This window comes from Lactobacillus gallinarum (assembly GCF_002160635.1).
In the GTDB taxonomy this organism is placed as follows: Bacteria; Bacillota; Bacilli; order Lactobacillales; family Lactobacillaceae; genus Lactobacillus; species Lactobacillus gallinarum.
The window spans coordinates 21,704-39,778 of the sequence record NZ_NFKZ01000016.1 but is presented as its reverse complement, the minus strand read 5'-3'; the positions used below and the strand labels follow the sequence as shown (position 1 = coordinate 39,778).

Here is an 18,075-nt window from a genome sequence, read left to right as displayed (position 1 = left end):
CAAGTACTCTCAACTGCACTAATCAAAAACCACGATTTAGTAGTTGCCGAGGAACTAAGAAGCAGAAATCTGTTAAAGAATCATGCCTTGTCTCAAGCCATTTCTGATGTTGGTTGGCGCAGCTTCCTGAACATGCTGGCTTATAAGGCAGATCTATATGGCAAAGAATTTCTAACAATTGATCCTAACTACACCACCCAAAGATGCCATCAATGTGGCAGTATTATGGGGCAAAACGGTTATAAGAAATTAACCCTTAAGGATCGGGAATGGACTTGTCCAATCTGTCGAACGCACCATATTCGTGATTGGAATGCGGCCGTGAACATCTTAGAAAAAGGATTAGGCAAGTGGCAGAATCCTAAAATAAAAGAGGCAGCCTTATTCGGGGCTGCAGTCCGCTAGCAATTCGCGGACTTAAAAGGCTTTGGTAATTAGACGACCTCTATCGGCAATAGTCAAAAGACTATTGCTGGTAAGTCAAGTCCGTATCTAAGCAAGTTGGTGTTCTGGTTAGCGTAAGCTAACGAGCCACTAAGCCCTAGACTTCAGTCTAGGGTAGTTGACACGTCGTTAAAACGCAGGCTTTAAAAATTGCGCAGTTAAATCAGCTGCCATGTCTTTGTATTCACCGCTAAATCTATGATCAGCATCAGGGATCATATGTAATTCGCTGTTTTCATAAACTTCATCGTATTTTTTAGCATATTTTGGATCAACGACTTGGTCATTAGTACCGGCAATTACGGAAACTGGTCTAGTGAAACGTTGAGATACTTCATAAATTGGTAAAACTTGTGCAGTTCTTAAGTAAAAGCCGCCAAGCTTCATCCCTAATTTATTGCCTACTAATGGCACAACTTCAGGAATATGATTTGGATCATAAGTTGTACCTTGAGTGTTACCCTTTAATGCGTCGTCTTTTAATTGAGCTGCAGGAGCTAAGAGGACTACTTTTTTTACAACATCAGGATAAAGACCTGCAAGCATTGATGCCACTACGCCACCTTGAGAATGTCCCACTAAGAAGATGTCTCGAACGTGTGGATCGGTGCGGACATAGTCCAAGATCGCCTTACCGTCGGCGATTTCGTTGCAGACAGTCATATCTTCAAATTTACCATCGCTTTCGCCGTGACCATTAAAATCAAAACGAACGCTAGCGACATTTTCATCGCGTAAATCATCGGCAATTTGTCTTAATAAATCTGTATTTCTATTAGCAGTGAAACCATGCATTAAAATAGCCATGTCATAGATTTCACCAAATGGTTCTTCACGGTCACCTACGAGAGTTAAACCGTCTCTTTCAATCGTAATGCGGGACATAAACATTCTTCTTTCTAAATTGGTCTACTATTATTGTAAACTTTTTTATAGGAAAATTAGTAGAAAAGAAATTAAGAAATTGGAAAGATTGCGTAATTACGCGTAAAATTAATTCATTGATTAAGTCATGCGAGGTATTAATGATGGAAATAGTTTTTATTCGTCATGGTCAAACAGATGTTAATAAGGATAATCGTCTTCAAGGCGCGCATGTTGATGCGGAATTAAATGATTATGGCCGCGCTTATGCTAAAAAAGCAGCAGCTAACTTCGATGAAGATGAGTTTGACGTAGTATATTCTAGTCCAATGAAGCGAGCAGTCGAGACCGCTAAAATTTTTACTAAAGATAAGAAAAAGATCAATCTTGATGATCGTTTGCTTGAATTTGACTTTGGTGACTGGGATGGCAAGAAGATGGATGATATCGTTAAGGAATATCCTGATATTGTTGATCCTTGGGGAAAGGTTAATCGCAACTATATAAGATATGCCAAGAATGGTGAAAGCTACGAAGCTTTTGACAAGCGTTGCGGTGACTTTTTAGATGAAATGTACCAAAAGTATCCTGATAAAAAGGTGCTAGTAGTAGCTCATGGTCGTTTGATTCGAATGATGGCGGCGCACTATTTAACTAATGGCGATATGGATAAAATTGATACGATGGATAATTGTGCCCTAGCAAAATTTAGCGTTAAGAAAAATATTGCACGAATGATCTTCTACAATCGGCTACTTGATTAGTAAAAAAGCAAGCAGCTTTTTTTATGTATATTCATTGACAATGCGTCACAAAAGAATAGTATAATAGTTGATTGGTGACAAAACGTCAGTGTGTTGAAAGAGAGGATAAAAATGGTTAAAGCAACATTTAAAAATTTACCTTCCGCTAAACGCGAACGAATCGAAAAGGCTTTGTTAGAAGAGTTTAGTACATATCCTTTAGCAGATGCTAAAGTTTCTCATATTGTCAAAAAGGCAGACATTGCACGTGGTGCATTCTATAAGTATTTCGATGATTTAACAGATGCTTATGTTTATATGTATCATATTGCGATCGATACTATTCACGCTAATATGAGTCCTAATGAAAAATTTGATCCTGATCATTTTTATGATCGAGTTACTAAATTTATTGATAAGACTCAAAACAGTAAATATGAACCAATGATGAAGTTGCACATGTCGCAAAATGAATATTTAATTCCGGATAACTTCAAGATTTATTCAAGACAATTATTAAATATGAGTCCACAATTATGGAGTGCAATGGTTTTAAGTCATGAAGTAATCAATCTTTGCTTGTCAGACCCAGAAAATCAAGAGAAGAACCTTGCTCGCTACAAGAAGAGTTTATACATGATTGCAAAGGGGATGAAATAATTGTTTTTAGCACTAAAAGAAATTAAACATGAAAAGTTGCGCTATGGCTTAATCATTTTAATGATCTTTTTAATCAGTTATCTGATTTTTATGTTGTCTTCATTAGCCGTGGGATTAGCGAGTGAAAATACACAGGCAATCGATAGTTGGAGTGCTAAGAAAATTGTTTTAAATAAAAATTCCAATATTAGTTTGAGTCAATCTATTTTGACTAAAAAAGATTTAAAAGATGATGATATTGGTAAAAATGAAGCATATATTGGTCAAGTGGCGGTAGTAGTTAAATCTAAAAATCGGCCATCTGTTTCTGCGCAATTTTTAGGGATTAAGAAAGACCAATTTATTTACAAAGACCAGGACTTAGTAGCTGGTAAACGAGGAAAAGGCAAAACAGAAATTACCGTAGATTCAAGCTTAAGGGATAAAGGCTATCGTTTAGGCGATAAGATTAGTTTGAATGGTTCAGCTAGAAAGTATAAGATTGTGGGCTTCGTTAATAATGCCAAGATCAACATTGCCCCAATTATCTATGGCTCTTTTGCTACATGGAGAAAACTGCGGATGGTTGCACCAAATGTAGTTGCTGCAGCGATTGTTTCCAAAAATGCTAATTATAAATACAACTATAAAGATGCAAAAACATATCCGATTGCCACATTTATTAATAAATTGCCAGGTTATACTGCACAAAATATGACCTTTGGGTTAATGATTGGATTCTTATTTGTCATTTCTCTAATTATCATTGCAGTTTTCCTATACATTTTGACGATGCAAAAAATGCATAATTTGGCTGTAATGAGAGCACAGGGAATTCCAAGCAAGACACTAGTTGGTGCAACAGTTAGTCAATCAATTATTTTGGTCGTTGTGGGAGTGATTATCGCCTTAATATTGATGTGGGTCACAGCCGCTGTTTTACCAGCTGCGGTGCCTATGAGCTTTACCACAACTATTATGATTGCTGGTACGCTAGGGATGCTTGTAATGGGTATTATTGGTAGTTTGATTCCGATTAGATCAATTTTAAAGGTTGATCCTGCAAAGGCAATTGGTGAATAAAATGGCAGTAATTGAGTTAAAAGATGTAGAAAAGATTTATGGTAAAGGCGATGCGCAAGTTGAAGCTTTAAAAGATATTAATTTTGAAGCTGATAAGAGCGAATTGGTTCTGATTATGGGACCTTCCGGTGCCGGTAAGAGTACGTTTTTAACTATTGCCGGTTCACTGCAGAAGCCAACTTCAGGCCAAGTTATCGTTAACGGAGAAGATATTAGCAAGTTCTCTGATAAAAAAAGAAATAGTTTGCGTTTAAATGAAATAGGTTTTATTTTACAAGCCTATAATTTGGTTCCGTATTTAACTGTTCATGATCAATTTGTTTTGGTCGATAAAGTTAAAAAGGAAGATAATTTGTCTAAAGAAGATTTGGATAAATTGCTTGAGGATTTGGGTATTACTAAATTAGTTAAAAAATATCCTAATGAATTGTCAGGTGGTCAGCAGCAGCGTGTGGCAATTGCGCGGGCGCTTTATGCTAACCCAGCGATTTTGCTAGCGGATGAACCAACGGCATCTTTAGATACGCAAAATGTAGAAGAAGTTGGTAAGTTATTTAAGAAGCTGGCTAAAGAACGTGAAAAAGCAATTTTAATTGTGACGCACGACCCTCGTCTTGAAAAATATGCGGATCATATTTATGAAATGATGGATGGTAAGATGAGTCAAAAGAAGTAAAAAATACCTAGTTCAAAATTTTGAACTAGGTATTTTTGTTATGAACTATAAGTTAGGATCCATCTTGAAGCGAAGAGGTGAATCGCCAGTTTGCTTGGTGATTAATTTAGCAGACAATTCTTTGAAAATATCCGTAGCAGTTTTAGCCATCTTTTCGTTAGCTTCATTAACAAGGTCAATTCTCTTAGCTGGATCACTTTCTTTAGCTAATTTTTGATCATATTCGTAACGCAGACGGGTAGTCTTTTCTCTAGCTTCGTCTTGGGCATTGCTTAAGTCTGTTCCATATTTATTCCAATCGCGGTCAGCTAAGGTGCTTGCCAGTTTAAATACCCAGTAAGCAGAGTTAGTGCTGTAAGTTTCCTTGCCATATTTATACATAGTAGGGACCTTAGTTCCTTGTGGGTAAAATGGAACATAAACGCTTTGTGCAGCTATACCCATTGCTAACCAATGAATCATGTTTTCACCGTTTAATTCTAATAAGTGAGACTCTTGGGTAGTAGCAACAGAAATAGGTCTAAATGTCGCATTATTCTTGTTCTTAGGATTAGTTAAATCATAAGGCGTATTTTGGTAATGATTGCTCAATACGGCTTGTGCGTCTTGAATAGAAATTGGCTTGTCCGGTTTTCTAATAAATGGCAAGTCAAAATCTTGTGGTTCTTGCTCGACAGATGGAGTTAATAATTTTTGCCCAATCCAGACACGAGGTGTGTTGTAATGCAAGTCGCTATCGTCATGTGTGCCAAAGATTTCACGCCAGTTAAAGACGGCATCTTTAGGCCATAATTGATTTTGGTAAACAAAGTCTTTTAGATCTTTTGAATACATAAAATCATTACCATCGAAAACGACAGCTTGGATTGCCAATTGGTTAGCAACTACTGCGTAAGAGTCGTCAGGAATTCTTTGAGCAACCCAGTGATGGCCTGAACCGATTTCCATATACCATGCTTCATCTGGGTCACTGAATAAAATACCGTCTGCTTCAGCAGCACCATGCTTTTCGACGATTTCACCTAAACGTTGTACGCCTTCGCGGGCTGTTTTAACGTATGGCAAAACAACGGTTACCATGGCTTCTTCTAAAATACCTTTTTCTGTATCAAAAGGATCAACTGCTAATACTCGTTCATTGGCATATGCACTTTCAGTAGCACTCATTGCTACATGATGTTCATTGATACCATCTTCTTCAAAGACGCCGTACTTGTCTGTCCATTCTGGTGTTGAAGAATATGAAAAAATAGTTTCAGGTAAATCCATTTCAAATTTGTTATCTTTTGATTTGAAATGGTTATTTTTTACATTATCTTGATGCGGATTAAATGCAAGATGTTTGGGCCAAGCGGTTTTAGCATCTTCATTACGACCAATAATTACGCTTCCTGTGAGAGAAGCCTTCTTACCAATAAGAATAGAAGTACACGATGAACGTCCGATTACATTATTCATAAAAAATCACGCTTTCTAAATCGCATTTGTAACATAATTATAATGTAATTGTATTAATTTTTATATTATATTAAAAATATGTAAAAAAGGAGGTCTTAACATGAGCGAAGGACCAGAAGATAAATCAATCGAGCTAACGACAGATTATGCAGATCATACTATTAATATGAAATTTTCAGATAATCTGACTGACGATCGTGAGCGGGGCTATATTCTTTCTGCAGCTTTCTTTTCATTTTGTGCTGCACAAGGATTAGATAAGCAAGCAGTTATTGAAATGGTGTCATCACATTATGATCAATTTACTGGAGACAACGGATCATCGCTATTCAAGCGATTATAAAAATGACAAAAATGTATTGCTTAGGCTTGCATTTGTTATTTATTGGATATATGATGTACATGAAGATAAAAATAACAAGCGTATTGAAAAGCACATGTTTAACAAATGATTGAGGTGTATTAAAATGGCAAGAAAAAAAGAAATAAGCAAAGATAAGATTTTAGATACTGCTTATAAGATGGCTATTAAAAGTGGAATTGAAGGATTAACTGCTCGTAGTATTGCTAAGGCAGGACATTTTTCAACCCAACCTTTATATCTAGAATTCGATAATATGGGAGATCTTCGTAATCAAGTATTGAAGAAAATTTCTTCAGATTTAAGAACTCACACTTTACAACAAAAGTTTACTGGTGAGCCTTTAATCGACTTGGATTTATCATACATTGATTTTGCACAAAAGCATGTTAACTTGTTCCGTGCAATGTTTGTTGATGGTAAATTCGGTAGCAAGATTATTGCTGATACTTTGATGGATCTTGGAATTGAAAAGTTTAATGAACAATATCCTGATACTGGATATGATAAAGACAAGATTAATGACATTGTAATTGCTAACTGGATTTCAACTACCGGTATGGCTGCATTAGTTGTTAACGAAATTGCAAGTTTCAACCAAAATCAAATTATTAATGTTTTGAATGCTCAAATCCATGATGCAATGCTTAACGATCGTCTTAGCGAAACTGAGGAAAATCCTATGTTTGCTGCAGATGACGAAGCATCTCTGAAGGATAACTTAGCATAATATTTCATCAATCATCTGTGCTTTTTAATGAAAAAAGACGCTTCACAATTGTGGAGTGTCTTTTTTTACTGTTAAAATTCAGCTATTTTTGTGGCCATTAAGTTATAATTATATATAGTAAAGGAATTTTCGAAAGGTGGTTTTTATGAAGGTACTCGCTTTATCTGGTTCAAATGCAGATAACTCATTTAACGAAAAATTACTCAAAGTTATTATCAAAAATTTAGATTATAAATACGACTTCGACTTTGCAACTGTTAAGGGCTTACCAATGTTTAAAGAAGGTGTTGAAGCTCCTAAAGAAATTTTAGATTTAGGCGAAAAAGTAGGAGAAGCTGACATGATCTTAATCGGTTCTCCTGAGCAACAACACTCAGTTACAAGTGCTTTAAAGAGTGCACTTGAATGGCTTTCTAGTTCAGTTCATCCTTTCCATGACAAGCCAGTTGTGATTGTTTCAACTTCACCAATGCCTCAAGGTGGCGCTCGTTCTCAAACTCGTTTAAAGAGTATTTTGGCTGCTCCTGGTTTTAGTGCTCACGTATTTAACGGCGATGAATTTATGATGGGAATTGCACCACAACAATTTGACGAAGAGGGCAATTTAACCGAACCAGGTACGCTTAAGTTTTTGAATCACTTCTTTGATGAAGTAGATGATTGGTATGCACAACTTACTAAGTAGGGGGCTTATTTAAATGAAATTATTAGTAGTCGTTGGTACAAATGCTCCATTTTCATATAATCGTTTTTTAGCAAAATTTATTGCTAAGCGTTATGCAGATAAGGCTGATTTTGAAGTTAAAGAAATTGATCAAATTAAGCCTTTCTCTAGAACGGATGAACCTGATGAAGCTACCAAGAATTGGATTGAAGATATTAAGAATGCAGATGGCGTAATCTTGACAACACCTGAATATGATCATGCTATTCCTGCAGCTCTTAAGAGTGCACTTGAATGGCTTGGCTCACATGCTGGCCCTGACGTAATGAAGATGAAGCCAGCAGCAGTTGTTGGTACATCATACGGCATTCAAGGTTCAAGTCGTGCTCAAGAAGATGCACGAGAAATTTTGCTTTCACCTGATATGAGTGCCAACGTATTACCAGGCAATGAAATCTTAATTGGTGGCGCTGCAAGAAACTTCGATAAAACTACTGGTGATCTTTCAAATGAAGATTACATCAAGCAATTAGATGTAATGATGGACAATTTCATTAAGTTTATAGAACAAGCAAATAAATAATTTTGCCAGTTATCTAACTCAATAGTAAAATTACCGGATAGAAAACTATCCGGTTTTTTCTCAAAAAATGTAATGGGGTGAATTAAATGGTGAATCCAGTTGTTTTGTCACTAGAGCAAGTTCGTAATCCGCGTGATTTGGGCGGCTATATTGGTGATCATGGACGTAGAGTAAAAATGCATCGTTTACTGAGAACGGGGAAGATCAGTAATATAACGCTGCATGATCAGCAATTCTTGCTTGATTATGGTTTGACCAAAATCATTGATTTACGTTCGCCATTAGAGTGTCATAAGATGCCTGATAGTAAAATTCCGGGCGTAGAACACATTGATTTATCTATTTCGACTGATGATAATACGCAAGGAGGCAAAAAAGACCTTGCTAAGACATTTGAAATTTATCGTCATGACCAATATGCTGGCTTTAAAATGATGTGTGATCGCTATCGTTCACATGTATTAAAAGAACACGCTCAAAATAGTATTCATAAAATTTTAGAAGTTTTAGCCAATACTGAAGATGGTGCAGTGTTGTATCATTGCTCTGAAGGTAAAGATAGAACAGGTATTGTTACCGTAGTTGTTCTTTACCTATTGGGTGTTGATATGGAAACTATTAGGCAGGATTATTTATATTCAAATTATATGCTAAATGACTATCGTGCTTTACGGGATAAAAAGATGCAAGAAGAAGGAGAAAATTTATGCTTCCGTGCTAATATACGTATTTTAGGTTCCGTATCCGATGCATTTTTAGATACTGCATTAATTGCAATTGAAAAAGACTTCGGTAGTATCGATAATTATCTTAAAGAAAAAATTGGCGTAACGTCGGAATTGCGTGATAGATTACGTGAATTGTATTTAGAAAACTAGGAATTAAAATGATTAAAGATTTAGCATTAGAACAAGTAGTAGGCCATCACCATGCTTTAGGTACATCGATTACTTTGCAAATATTTGGGACACAGGATCGAAGCCTGTTGAAAAAATCTTTTGATTTAATTGATCATTATGAAGATATTTTTACTGTTAATCGTGATCAATCTGAAGTAATGGATATTAACCATGCCTCAGGTGAGCATCCTGTTCAAGTTTCAAGTGCAGTCTACAGCCTAGTGAAGTTAGCCGTAGAAAAAAGCAGAGAGAATTTTGGCTTTAATGCCTTAATTGGACCAGTAGTAAAATTGTGGCACATTGGTTTTAAAGGTGCCCATGTTCCAAAAGATGAAGAAATCAAAGATAAGATGTTACTGACGAATCCTTTTAAGGTGGAATTAAATGATCAAGATCAAACTGTTTTTCTTCAAATGAAGGGGATGGAACTGGATCTTGGTGGTATTGCCAAGGGCTGGATCGCCGACCGCATTCGTGATTTATGGCTAGCATATGGTGTTGAAGCAGGGATTATTAATTTAGGTGGTAATATCCTTCTGGTAGGCGATTCACCTAAGCGAGACAATGGTAAATGGGTGATTGGGATTCAAGATCCTAAAGAGCCTCGCGGCGACAATATTACCTCTGTAATGGTAGGAGAATGTTCAGCTGTGACTAGTGGTACGTATGAGCGTTACTTAGTAGTTAATGGACATAAGTATCATCATTTAATCGATCCTAGAACTGGTTATCCTGTAAAAACGGATTTGTCAGGCGTAACTACTTTTACCAAAACATCCGTGGAAGCAGAAATTGAATGCAAGAGATTATTCTTTGCAGGTCATCCGCTAAAAGGCTGGCATGGTGATCCTGACCGTGTTGGGGCAATTTTTGTTTATAATGATGAACATGTTGAATATGATAATTTTAATCAATAAAAAATAGGACTAAGCAAATTGTTTGTTTAGTCCTATTTTGTTTAACCAACGGTCTTACCGATGTTGAAGATACTGTTGAAGACGCCGTTAGAAAGTCCAGGTGTACTGTAGATAATGAAGCGTAAGAAGCTAGAATCTATTGTTTGTTGCATGAACCATGGATTTTGCAATGCATTGAACATGGACAAGACAACGTAGACTACGAAGTAACTGGCTACTAGGGATGCCAAAGCTCCTAAGACATTGTCTAAAAGGCTGCCAAGATTAGTGGCATGTGGATTTTTAGCAGGAATCCAGCCCTTAAATATTTTCATGATCATCTTACCAACGAAGAAGATAATGAAGAATGCAGCAAAACGTGCAATCATTAATTCAACATTAGTTGTTGAATTGCTTCGAATCATTTCTCCTGTAACTTGGGTGTAAAGCCAATTGCCAAACGGATTTTGCATAAAAATTGCGACCATAAAGACAATAGCGGAACAAATTAAACCAATAATATATCTGGTAAAGCCGGTTTTATAGCCTGTATAGGCTTTATAAGCTAAGTAAGCCAAAACAATTAAAGTAACAACCATTTTTATTTCTCCTTTGCAGAATATTATACCCTATTTTGCATGCGACAAAACTTTGACGATTGCAATGAAATAGTTGATAATTGTAAGGACGATTTCTCTTTACTAATAAGTATAATTAGCGTTAAATTTAGAAGTGTGAAACAAGGTTTCACGGGTGAAAAATGAATCCTGAAAAATTTATTTTAGAATTATCAAAACATAATTTTGTATTAACTGATAAACAAAAAGAGCAATTTAAACTTTATTTTAAATTCTTAATTGAAGTCAATGAACATGTTAACTTGACTCGAATTACGGAAGAAAATGAAGTTTATCTCAAACATTTTTATGATAGTGTTACGCCACTCTTTGTTTTTGGCGATGTTTTTAAAGATGGTGCTACTCTTTGTGATGTCGGAGCTGGGGCCGGATTTCCTTCGATCCCATTAAAGATTTTAAAGCCATCTCTTAAAGTAACGATTGTTGATTCGCTGGCTAAAAGGCTGACTTTTTTGAAAGATTTGATTGCTAAATTAGATTTGGATAATGTGGAGTTAGTTCATGGCCGTGCTGAAGATGTTGGTCAAAATAAGCTTTATCGCGAAAAGTTTGATATTGTTACTGCACGGGCTGTAGCCAAGATGAGTGTTTTAAGCGAATATTGTCTACCATTGGTTAAAAAAGATGGTTATTTTGTAGCTCTTAAAGGACCAAAAGCTGAAGATGAACTGGATGAAGGACAAAAGGCACTTGCAGTTCTCGGAGGTAAATTAATTAAAGATGAAGAGTTAACTTTGCCAGGAACTACAGAAGAAAGAACTTTGGTTTTGGTTAAAAAAGTTAAAGAAACGCCAAAGAAATACCCTCGTCAAGCGGGGACGCCGCGGCGTAAACCAATATGTTAATAGGAGGATGAAAAATGTCATTATTTTCTTTTATGCATCATGATGAAGAAATCCCCAAGAATAAGCGAATTCAAGATCTTGAGTTAGATAAGATTGTTCCTAATCAATATCAACCACGACGTCAATTTTCTGATGATTCAATTAAGGAATTGGCGGATACTCTTGATCAAGATGGATTGCTTCAACCGATTGTAGTACGTGAAGATGGTGATGATCACTATGAGATTATTGCAGGTGAACGTCGCTATCGTGCTGCTAAGAGTTTAGGCTGGGAGACTATTCCTGCCATTGTCAAAAACATGAATGATGATCAAGCAGCTTCTCTTGCTTTAATTGAAAATTTGCAACGTGAAGACTTGAATCCTATTGATGAAGCTAAAGCCTATACTAATTTGATGAAATTAAATGATTTAACTCAAACTGCTTTGGCTAAAGATATGGGTAAGTCTCAATCATATATCGCAAACAAGTTGCGCTTACTTAAGTTAGATGATGACGTGCAAACTGCTTTGGTTGAAGGAAAAATTACTGCTCGTCATGGCCGTGCTCTTTTAAATCTTGATGATGCTGATCAAAAGCGAGTTTTAGCTGAGATTGAAGCTAAAGGCTTGAATGTAAAGCAAACTGAAGAAATTGCTAAAGATGTGGATGCTTACTTTAATCCTCAACCTAAGAAAAAGGAAAAAGCAGAACAAAAGCGTGTTGTTAACCGCATTCCAAAGGACCTTAAAGTTCAAATTAATACCATTAAGAAGGCTGTTAAGTTGGCTAAAGATTCAGGAATTAAAGTTAAAATTAAAGAAGATAAAAATCCAGATGATTACAAAATCACCATTGAATTAAAGAGAAAGTAGAAAGGATGGAAAATATGGTAAATGTAATTTCGGTTGCTAACCAAAAAGGTGGCGTGGGTAAGACCACTACTACTATCAATTTAGCAGCTTCAATTGCCGACCGTGGTTACCGTGTTTTAATTGTGGATATTGACCCACAAGGAAATGCCACCTCTGGTTTAGGAATTGAAAAATCAGAGATTGACCAGGACATTTACAATGTTTTGATTGACGAAATTCCAATCCAAGATACAATTCATCATACATCAATGGCTAAGTTAGACATGGTTCCAGCAACAATCAATTTATCAGGTGCTGAAACTGAATTAATTAGCATGATGGCACGTGAAACAAGATTGAAGTCAGCTTTAGATGCAGTTAGTGATCAATATGATTTTATTTTTATTGATTGTCCTCCTTCATTAGGTCAACTTTCAATTAATGCTTTTACTGCGTCTGACTCAATTTTGATTCCAGTTCAAAGTGAATATTATGCTATGGAAGGTTTAAGTCAGCTTTTGAATACTATTCGTTTAGTACAAAAGCACTTTAACAAGGACTTAGGTGTTGAAGGCGTCCTTTTAACTATGTTAGATGCTAGAACCAATTTAGGTGCAGAAGTAGTTAAGGAAGTTCAATCATACTTTAGTAAAAAAGTTTATAAAACAATTATTCCAAGAATCACTAAATTGGCAGAAGCACCAAGTTATGGTCAGCCGATTACCGAATATGCTCCAAGATCTCGTGGTGCTAAGGTATATGATGATTTAGCAAAAGAGGTGTTAAAAGCTCATGGTAAGAGACTCCAGAAGTAAAGAAAATAGAAAAAAAGGCGGATTAGGTCGTGGTATCGAAGCTTTATTTGATGATGAACCACAAATTGAGGAAACTGAAGAAGTTCAAGAACTCAATTTAAGTGAGATTCGCTCTAATCCATATCAGCCTAGAAAGCGATTTGATGACAAGAGCCTGAAAGAATTATCTGATTCTATTAAGGAAAATGGCGTTTTTCAGCCTATTATCGTCCGCAAGTCTGTTAATGGTTATGAGATTATTGCAGGTGAACGGCGCTATCGTGCATCAAAATTAGCTAAGAAAAAGACCATTCCTGCAATCGTTCGCAAGTTTGACGAAAGTCAAATGATGGAAGTAGCCGTCTTAGAAAACTTGCAACGTGAAGATTTGACCCCACTTGAAGAAGCACAAGCTTATGAAATGCTACAAAAGAATCTGGGTTTAACTCAGGAAGAAGTTTCTAAGAGAATGGGCAAGTCTCGTCCATACATTGCCAATTATTTACGTTTATTGACTTTGCCAAGCAAAACTAAGCGTTTATTGCAACATGGCGAATTATCAATGGGTCAAGCTAGAACTCTTTTAGCTTTAAAAGACAAAGATAAAATTGATAGTTTAGCCAAAAAGGTGGCCCAAGAAGGGATACCTGTTCGTAAGGTTGAAGCCTTGGTCAATGAAATGAATGCCAAAAAGCCCCAAAAGAAGGCTGTTAAAAAGTCAGCCTTTATTAGAGCAAGCGAAAACCAATTGTCTAATAAATTTGGCGCAAGCGTTAATATTTCAGAGACTAAAAAGGGTAAAGGTCACCTATCAATTGATTTCACTTCTGCCGAAGAGTTGAATAGAATTCTTGATTTGTTAGGTGTTGATTTAGATGACTAAAGAAATCACTTATAATTTAGCTGATACAGTTCAAATGAAAAAGTCTCACGCATGCCAAGTCAACGACTGGGAAATTTTGCGTATGGGTGCTGATATTAAGCTGAAGTGTATGGGATGCGGCCATATGGTTATGATGCCGCGTAGCGAATTTAATCGGAAGATGAAAAAGGTTTTAACTAAAGCTAATGATCCGGTTAATGCAAAAAAAGAGCAATATGTGCCAAAAGATCGTATCGCTCGCCCTAATTTTAGATAAAATAGACAAGTAAGATAAAATATTAAAATAGTTTTTTAGAAAAAGAGGACAACAAATGTCATTAACTGCTGGTATCGTTGGTTTGCCAAACGTTGGTAAGTCAACTTTGTTTAATGCGATTACTAAGGCTGGTGCAGAAATGGCTAACTACCCATTTGCCACCATTGAACCAAATGTCGGGATGGTTGAAGTTCCTGACAAGCGTTTAGCAAGAATCCAAGAATTAATTCCTGCTAAGAAGATTGTGCACACTACTTTTGAGTTTACTGATATTGCTGGTTTGGTAAAGGGTGCTTCAAAGGGTGAAGGTCTTGGTAACAAATTCCTCGAAAACATTCGCCAAACTGATGCTATTGTTCACGTAGTTCGTGCTTTTGATGATGACAACATTACCTCAGTTACAGGTAAGGTTGATCCAGAAGAAGACATTAATACTATTAATTTGGAACTTGCAATTGCTGACCTTGATGCTGTTAACCGTCGCATTAACAAGGTAAAGAAGGTTGCTCAACAAGGTGACAAGGAAGCTAAGGCAGAAATGGCTGTACTTAACAAATTGCAACCAGTTCTTGAAGAAGGTAATGCTGCTCGTTCAATCGACTTTAATGAAGATGAACAAAAGATTGTTAAGGGCTTATTCCTTTTGACTTCTAAGCCAGTTATTTATGTTGCTAACATTGCTGAAGATTCAATGGCTGATCCAGAAAGCGACAAGTACTACCAAATCGTTAAGAAGCACGCTGAAAGCGAAGGTGCTGAATGCTTGGGTATTTCTGCTGCAACTGAAGAAGAAATCGCTGGCATGGCTGACGATGAAAAGAAGGAATTCCTTGAAATGGAAGGCGTTGAAGAATCTGGTTTGGACCGTTTGATTCGTGCCGCTTACCACATCTTAGGTCTTAGAACCTTCTTTACTGCTGGTGGTCCTGAAACTCGTGCATGGACTTTCCACAAGGGTATGAAGGCTCCACAAGTTGCTGGTGTTATTCACTCAGACTTTGAACGTGGCTTCATTCGTGCAGAAGTTGTTTCCTTCGATGATTTAGACAAGCTTGAAACTATGCAAAAGGTTAAGGAAGCTGGTAAGTTGCGTCTTGAAGGTAAGGACTACGAAGTTCAAGATGGTGACATTATCGAATTTAGATTTAATGTCTAGGAGGAAGAATGGCTGAAGAGACAAAAAAAGAACAAACAGCTTCAAATATTGATAGCGAAAAACAAGCAAAGTTAAAGCGTCAAACTGAAGCTGACAATCAAGATGAAAAAATTAAACAAATGGATCCAAAGGAATTACGTAATAAGTTAAGTAATAAAAATCAAGATTACGTTTTTCGTTTGGAAAAAGAATTGCAATTGCAAGGTTCAATTTCCCGTGCCGAAGCAGTAGAGATGACTGATAAACTATTAGGTGAAATTGTAGTGGCACAACGTCATGGACAACCAGCTAATGGTTTATACTTAGCTTCACCAAAGATTAAGGCAGAGCAAATGCTTCATCCGGATAAGAAGCCCGTTGCAACTCCATTTTGGCAATTAGCTATTGATGGTGCATTAATGTATCTTGCAATTTTTGTTGGTTTGTTTGGAGTCGTTGCTTTATTTGAAACTAAACAACCTAAGAATTCACAAATGGGTATTTTAACCTTAGCCAGTGTTGGTATCGTAATGGGCATCGGTATGGTGAAATATAATGACTGGATAATGCCTAAAAATGGTAAGCGCCAATCATGGGCTAAAATCATTTTAGGGATGATAGGCGTTGTTGTCGTATTATTCGTCTGGATTTGGTTACTATCTCTTCCAGGCTTAAGACCTATTAACCCGGTATTGCCAGGTGAAGTAGATATTATTATTGCGGCAGTTGCATTTGGTGCTCGTTACTTATTCAGAAGATATTACAAGATCACTGGTTCACCGTTTGCACCAAATATGCAACGCAAATAATTTGCTTCTTTTTTTAAAAAAGTACATACTTAATTTAATAACGTCAAAAAAGATAAATAGGTAATAGCCTATTTATCTTTTTATTTATGAAGTGCATGGAAAGGTGGGTCTATATGGTCAAAACACTAAGCAAATCGATTAGACAATACAAAAAATTGTCATTGCTCTCACCATTATTCGTTATTGGTGAAGTAATTATCGAAATGCTGATTCCATATTTGGTCGGAATTTTGATTGATAATGGAATTATGAAGGGGAATATGCCCTATATCAGTAAAATGGGGTTGTTATTACTGATAATAACTATAGTTTCACTGATATTAGGTGCGAGTGCGAGTTATGTTTCCGCACATGCTGCAGCGGGTTTTGCATCTAATTTACGTAAAGATATGTTCTACCATATGCAGGACTATTCTTTTGAAAATATTGATCGTTTCTCAAGTGCCAGTTTGGTTACGCGTTTGACTACTGATGTTAATAACGTACAAATGGCATATCAGATGATTATCAGAATTGCGGTTAGAGCACCAATGATGTTCATCGTTTCAATTGTGATGTCTATCATAATTAGTCCAAGATTATCTTTGATTTTCTTAGTTATAGGCCCAATTTTTGCGATTCTATTAGGATTAATTATTAAAGCAGCATATCCATATTTCCCTAAAATTTTTAGAGGATATGACCGTATGAACCAAGTCGTTCGTGAAAATGTTCGGGGTATTCGCGAAGTAAAGACTTACGTTCAAGAAAAAGATCAGATTAAACAATTTGAGAAGTCATCAGGCTTTATCTATAAGTTATTCGCTACCGCACAAAAGATTATGTCTTTAAATGCGTTAGTTGTAGCGGCTGTTTTGAACATTTCAACTTTGGCTATCTGCTGGTTTGGTGCTAAAGAAGTTGTTGGTGGCAGTTTGCAAACTGGTCAACTTATCTCAATGTTTACTTATTCAAACTCTGTTTTGTTCAGTTTGAATATTTTAGCTATGATTACTACGCAATTAGTTGTTTCAGGTGCCAGTGGTCGTCGTATTGCTGCCGTCATTACTGAAAAGCCAACTATTGAAAATCCTAAAAAGCCACTTAAGCGTTTAACTAATGGTGAAATTATTTTTGATCATGTAAGTTTTAAATATGAACTAGCTGACAAGACTGATGCGTTACATGATATCAATTTGCATATCAAATCGGGTGAAACTCTAGGAATTATCGGTGAAACTGGTTCTTCTAAGTCAACTTTGGTTTCAATGATTCCGCGTTTATATGATGTAACGGCAGGTGCCGTTCGTGTAGCGGGTCATAACGTTAAGTCATATGACTTAAAGACGTTGCGTGATAACGTTGCGATGGTTTTGCAAAACAACGTTTTGTTCACTGGTACAGTAAAAGATAACCTCAAATGGGGTAACGAAAATGCAACCGATGAACAAGTTGTAGCTGCAGCTAAGATTGCGCATGCTGATGGCTTTATTCGTGAAATGCCGGATGGTTACGATACCATGATCGAACAAGGTGGTAATAACGTCTCTGGTGGTCAAAAGCAGAGAATTACTATTGCGAGAGCCTTGCTTAAGAATCCTAAGATTTTAATTTTGGATGATTCAACTTCAGCTGTTGATACCAGTACTGAACGTGAAATTAGAACTTCTTTGGCTAAAGACATGCCAGATACAACGAAGATCATCATTTCACAAAGAATTGTTTCAATTAAGGATGCTGACCGCATCATCGTGATGGATCACGGTAAAATTCAAGATATTGGAACGCATGAAGAATTGATGAAGACTAATGAGCTTTATAGTTCAATTGCTAAGTTCCAAGAAGAACAAGGAAAGTAGGTGA

The 18,075-nt window shown here is 36.4% G+C and carries 22 protein-coding genes; 19 read left to right on the top strand and 3 right to left on the bottom strand.

Annotation, left to right across the window (positions count from 1 at the left end):
• Positions 1-405 (top strand): RNA-guided endonuclease InsQ/TnpB family protein (locus B5E95_RS06635; RefSeq protein ID WP_143437040.1); only part of this gene is annotated, 405 nt, incomplete at its 5' end.
• A 168-nt stretch (positions 406-573) separates the two neighbouring features.
• On the opposite strand, the gene B5E95_RS06630 is transcribed toward B5E95_RS06635, so the two are convergent.
• The gene (locus B5E95_RS06630; RefSeq protein WP_087176200.1) at positions 574-1,329 is read right to left on the bottom strand and encodes an alpha/beta hydrolase; all 756 of its coding nucleotides are present in this window, start codon (positions 1,327-1,329) and stop codon (positions 574-576) included.
• Between the two features lie 143 nt (positions 1,330-1,472).
• Between B5E95_RS06630 and B5E95_RS06625 the strand changes: the two genes are divergently transcribed.
• From B5E95_RS06625 to B5E95_RS06610, 4 genes are all read left to right on the top strand, one after another.
• The gene (locus B5E95_RS06625; RefSeq protein WP_087176201.1) at positions 1,473-2,072 is read left to right on the top strand and encodes a histidine phosphatase family protein; all 600 of its coding nucleotides are present in this window, start codon (positions 1,473-1,475) and stop codon (positions 2,070-2,072) included.
• 111 nt (positions 2,073-2,183) lie between these two features.
• Entirely contained in the window at positions 2,184-2,711 is a 528-nt protein-coding gene (locus B5E95_RS06620; RefSeq protein WP_025005921.1) for a TetR/AcrR family transcriptional regulator, read from the top strand.
• The gene (locus tag B5E95_RS06615; RefSeq protein ID WP_087176202.1) at positions 2,712-3,773 is read left to right on the top strand and encodes an ABC transporter permease; all 1,062 of its coding nucleotides are present in this window, start codon (positions 2,712-2,714) and stop codon (positions 3,771-3,773) included.
• Between the two features lies 1 nt (position 3,774).
• The gene (locus B5E95_RS06610; RefSeq protein WP_087176249.1) at positions 3,775-4,449 is read left to right on the top strand and encodes an ABC transporter ATP-binding protein; all 675 of its coding nucleotides are present in this window, start codon (positions 3,775-3,777) and stop codon (positions 4,447-4,449) included.
• Between the two features lie 45 nt (positions 4,450-4,494).
• Here the strand turns inward: B5E95_RS06610 and B5E95_RS06605 are convergent, their stop codons facing one another.
• Entirely contained in the window at positions 4,495-5,907 is a 1,413-nt protein-coding gene (locus B5E95_RS06605; RefSeq protein WP_087176203.1) for a C69 family dipeptidase, read from the bottom strand.
• Between the two features lie 100 nt (positions 5,908-6,007).
• Here B5E95_RS06605 and B5E95_RS06600 point away from each other — a divergent pair, with 100 nt between their 5' ends.
• From B5E95_RS06600 to B5E95_RS06575, 6 genes are all read left to right on the top strand, one after another.
• Positions 6,008-6,250 (top strand): hypothetical protein, encoded by a 243-nt coding sequence (locus tag B5E95_RS06600; protein WP_087176204.1) that lies wholly within the window; start codon positions 6,008-6,010, stop codon positions 6,248-6,250.
• 124 nt (positions 6,251-6,374) lie between these two features.
• Positions 6,375-6,998 (top strand): TetR/AcrR family transcriptional regulator, encoded by a 624-nt coding sequence (locus B5E95_RS06595; RefSeq protein WP_087176205.1) that lies wholly within the window; start codon positions 6,375-6,377, stop codon positions 6,996-6,998.
• Between the two features lie 145 nt (positions 6,999-7,143).
• The gene (locus tag B5E95_RS06590; protein WP_025005915.1) at positions 7,144-7,683 is read left to right on the top strand and encodes an NADPH-dependent FMN reductase; all 540 of its coding nucleotides are present in this window, start codon (positions 7,144-7,146) and stop codon (positions 7,681-7,683) included.
• 13 nt (positions 7,684-7,696) lie between these two features.
• Positions 7,697-8,245, top strand: a complete 549-nt coding sequence (locus B5E95_RS06585; RefSeq protein ID WP_087176206.1) for an NADPH-dependent FMN reductase — start codon at positions 7,697-7,699, stop codon at positions 8,243-8,245.
• Positions 8,246-8,331: 86 nt separating this feature from the next.
• A complete protein-coding gene (locus B5E95_RS06580; RefSeq protein WP_087176207.1) occupies positions 8,332-9,123 on the top strand; it encodes a tyrosine-protein phosphatase in 792 nt (263 codons plus the stop codon).
• Between the two features lie 8 nt (positions 9,124-9,131).
• Positions 9,132-10,061, top strand: coding sequence for an FAD:protein FMN transferase (locus B5E95_RS06575; RefSeq protein ID WP_087176208.1), 930 nt, complete (start codon positions 9,132-9,134; stop codon positions 10,059-10,061).
• Between the two features lie 41 nt (positions 10,062-10,102).
• Here B5E95_RS06575 and B5E95_RS06570 read toward each other — a convergent pair whose 3' ends face one another.
• On the bottom strand, positions 10,103-10,639 hold the full coding sequence (locus B5E95_RS06570) for a CvpA family protein (RefSeq protein WP_025005912.1): 537 nt from the start codon (positions 10,637-10,639) through the stop codon (positions 10,103-10,105).
• A 161-nt stretch (positions 10,640-10,800) separates the two neighbouring features.
• On the opposite strand from B5E95_RS06570, the gene rsmG reads away from it, so the two are divergent.
• The 8 genes from rsmG (at position 10,801) to B5E95_RS06530 (ending at position 18,071) form a co-directional block, all read left to right on the top strand.
• Complete coding sequence (gene rsmG / locus B5E95_RS06565) at positions 10,801-11,523, top strand: 16S rRNA (guanine(527)-N(7))-methyltransferase RsmG (RefSeq protein ID WP_025005911.1); 723 nt, start codon at positions 10,801-10,803, stop codon at positions 11,521-11,523.
• Between the two features lie 14 nt (positions 11,524-11,537).
• Positions 11,538-12,377, top strand: coding sequence for a nucleoid occlusion protein (gene noc / locus B5E95_RS06560; protein WP_087176209.1), 840 nt, complete (start codon positions 11,538-11,540; stop codon positions 12,375-12,377).
• Positions 12,378-12,391: 14 nt separating this feature from the next.
• Positions 12,392-13,171: a ParA family protein gene (locus B5E95_RS06555; protein WP_087176250.1), complete on the top strand. Its 780-nt coding sequence runs from the start codon at positions 12,392-12,394 to the stop codon at positions 13,169-13,171.
• A complete protein-coding gene (locus B5E95_RS06550) occupies positions 13,149-14,033 on the top strand; it encodes a ParB/RepB/Spo0J family partition protein (RefSeq protein ID WP_087235902.1) in 885 nt (294 codons plus the stop codon). The genes B5E95_RS06555 and B5E95_RS06550 overlap by 23 nt, the downstream gene beginning before the upstream one ends.
• A complete protein-coding gene (locus B5E95_RS06545) occupies positions 14,026-14,289 on the top strand; it encodes a DUF951 domain-containing protein (protein ID WP_025005907.1) in 264 nt (87 codons plus the stop codon). The genes B5E95_RS06550 and B5E95_RS06545 overlap by 8 nt, the downstream gene beginning before the upstream one ends.
• Positions 14,290-14,344: 55 nt before the next feature.
• Positions 14,345-15,445, top strand: coding sequence for a redox-regulated ATPase YchF (ychF, locus tag B5E95_RS06540; RefSeq protein ID WP_005720971.1), 1,101 nt, complete (start codon positions 14,345-14,347; stop codon positions 15,443-15,445).
• An 8-nt stretch (positions 15,446-15,453) separates the two neighbouring features.
• Complete coding sequence (locus B5E95_RS06535) at positions 15,454-16,233, top strand: DUF1129 domain-containing protein (protein WP_087235900.1); 780 nt, start codon at positions 15,454-15,456, stop codon at positions 16,231-16,233.
• 113 nt (positions 16,234-16,346) lie between these two features.
• Positions 16,347-18,071: an ABC transporter ATP-binding protein gene (locus tag B5E95_RS06530; protein ID WP_087176212.1), complete on the top strand. Its 1,725-nt coding sequence runs from the start codon at positions 16,347-16,349 to the stop codon at positions 18,069-18,071.
• Positions 18,072-18,075: the final 4 nt, after the last annotated feature.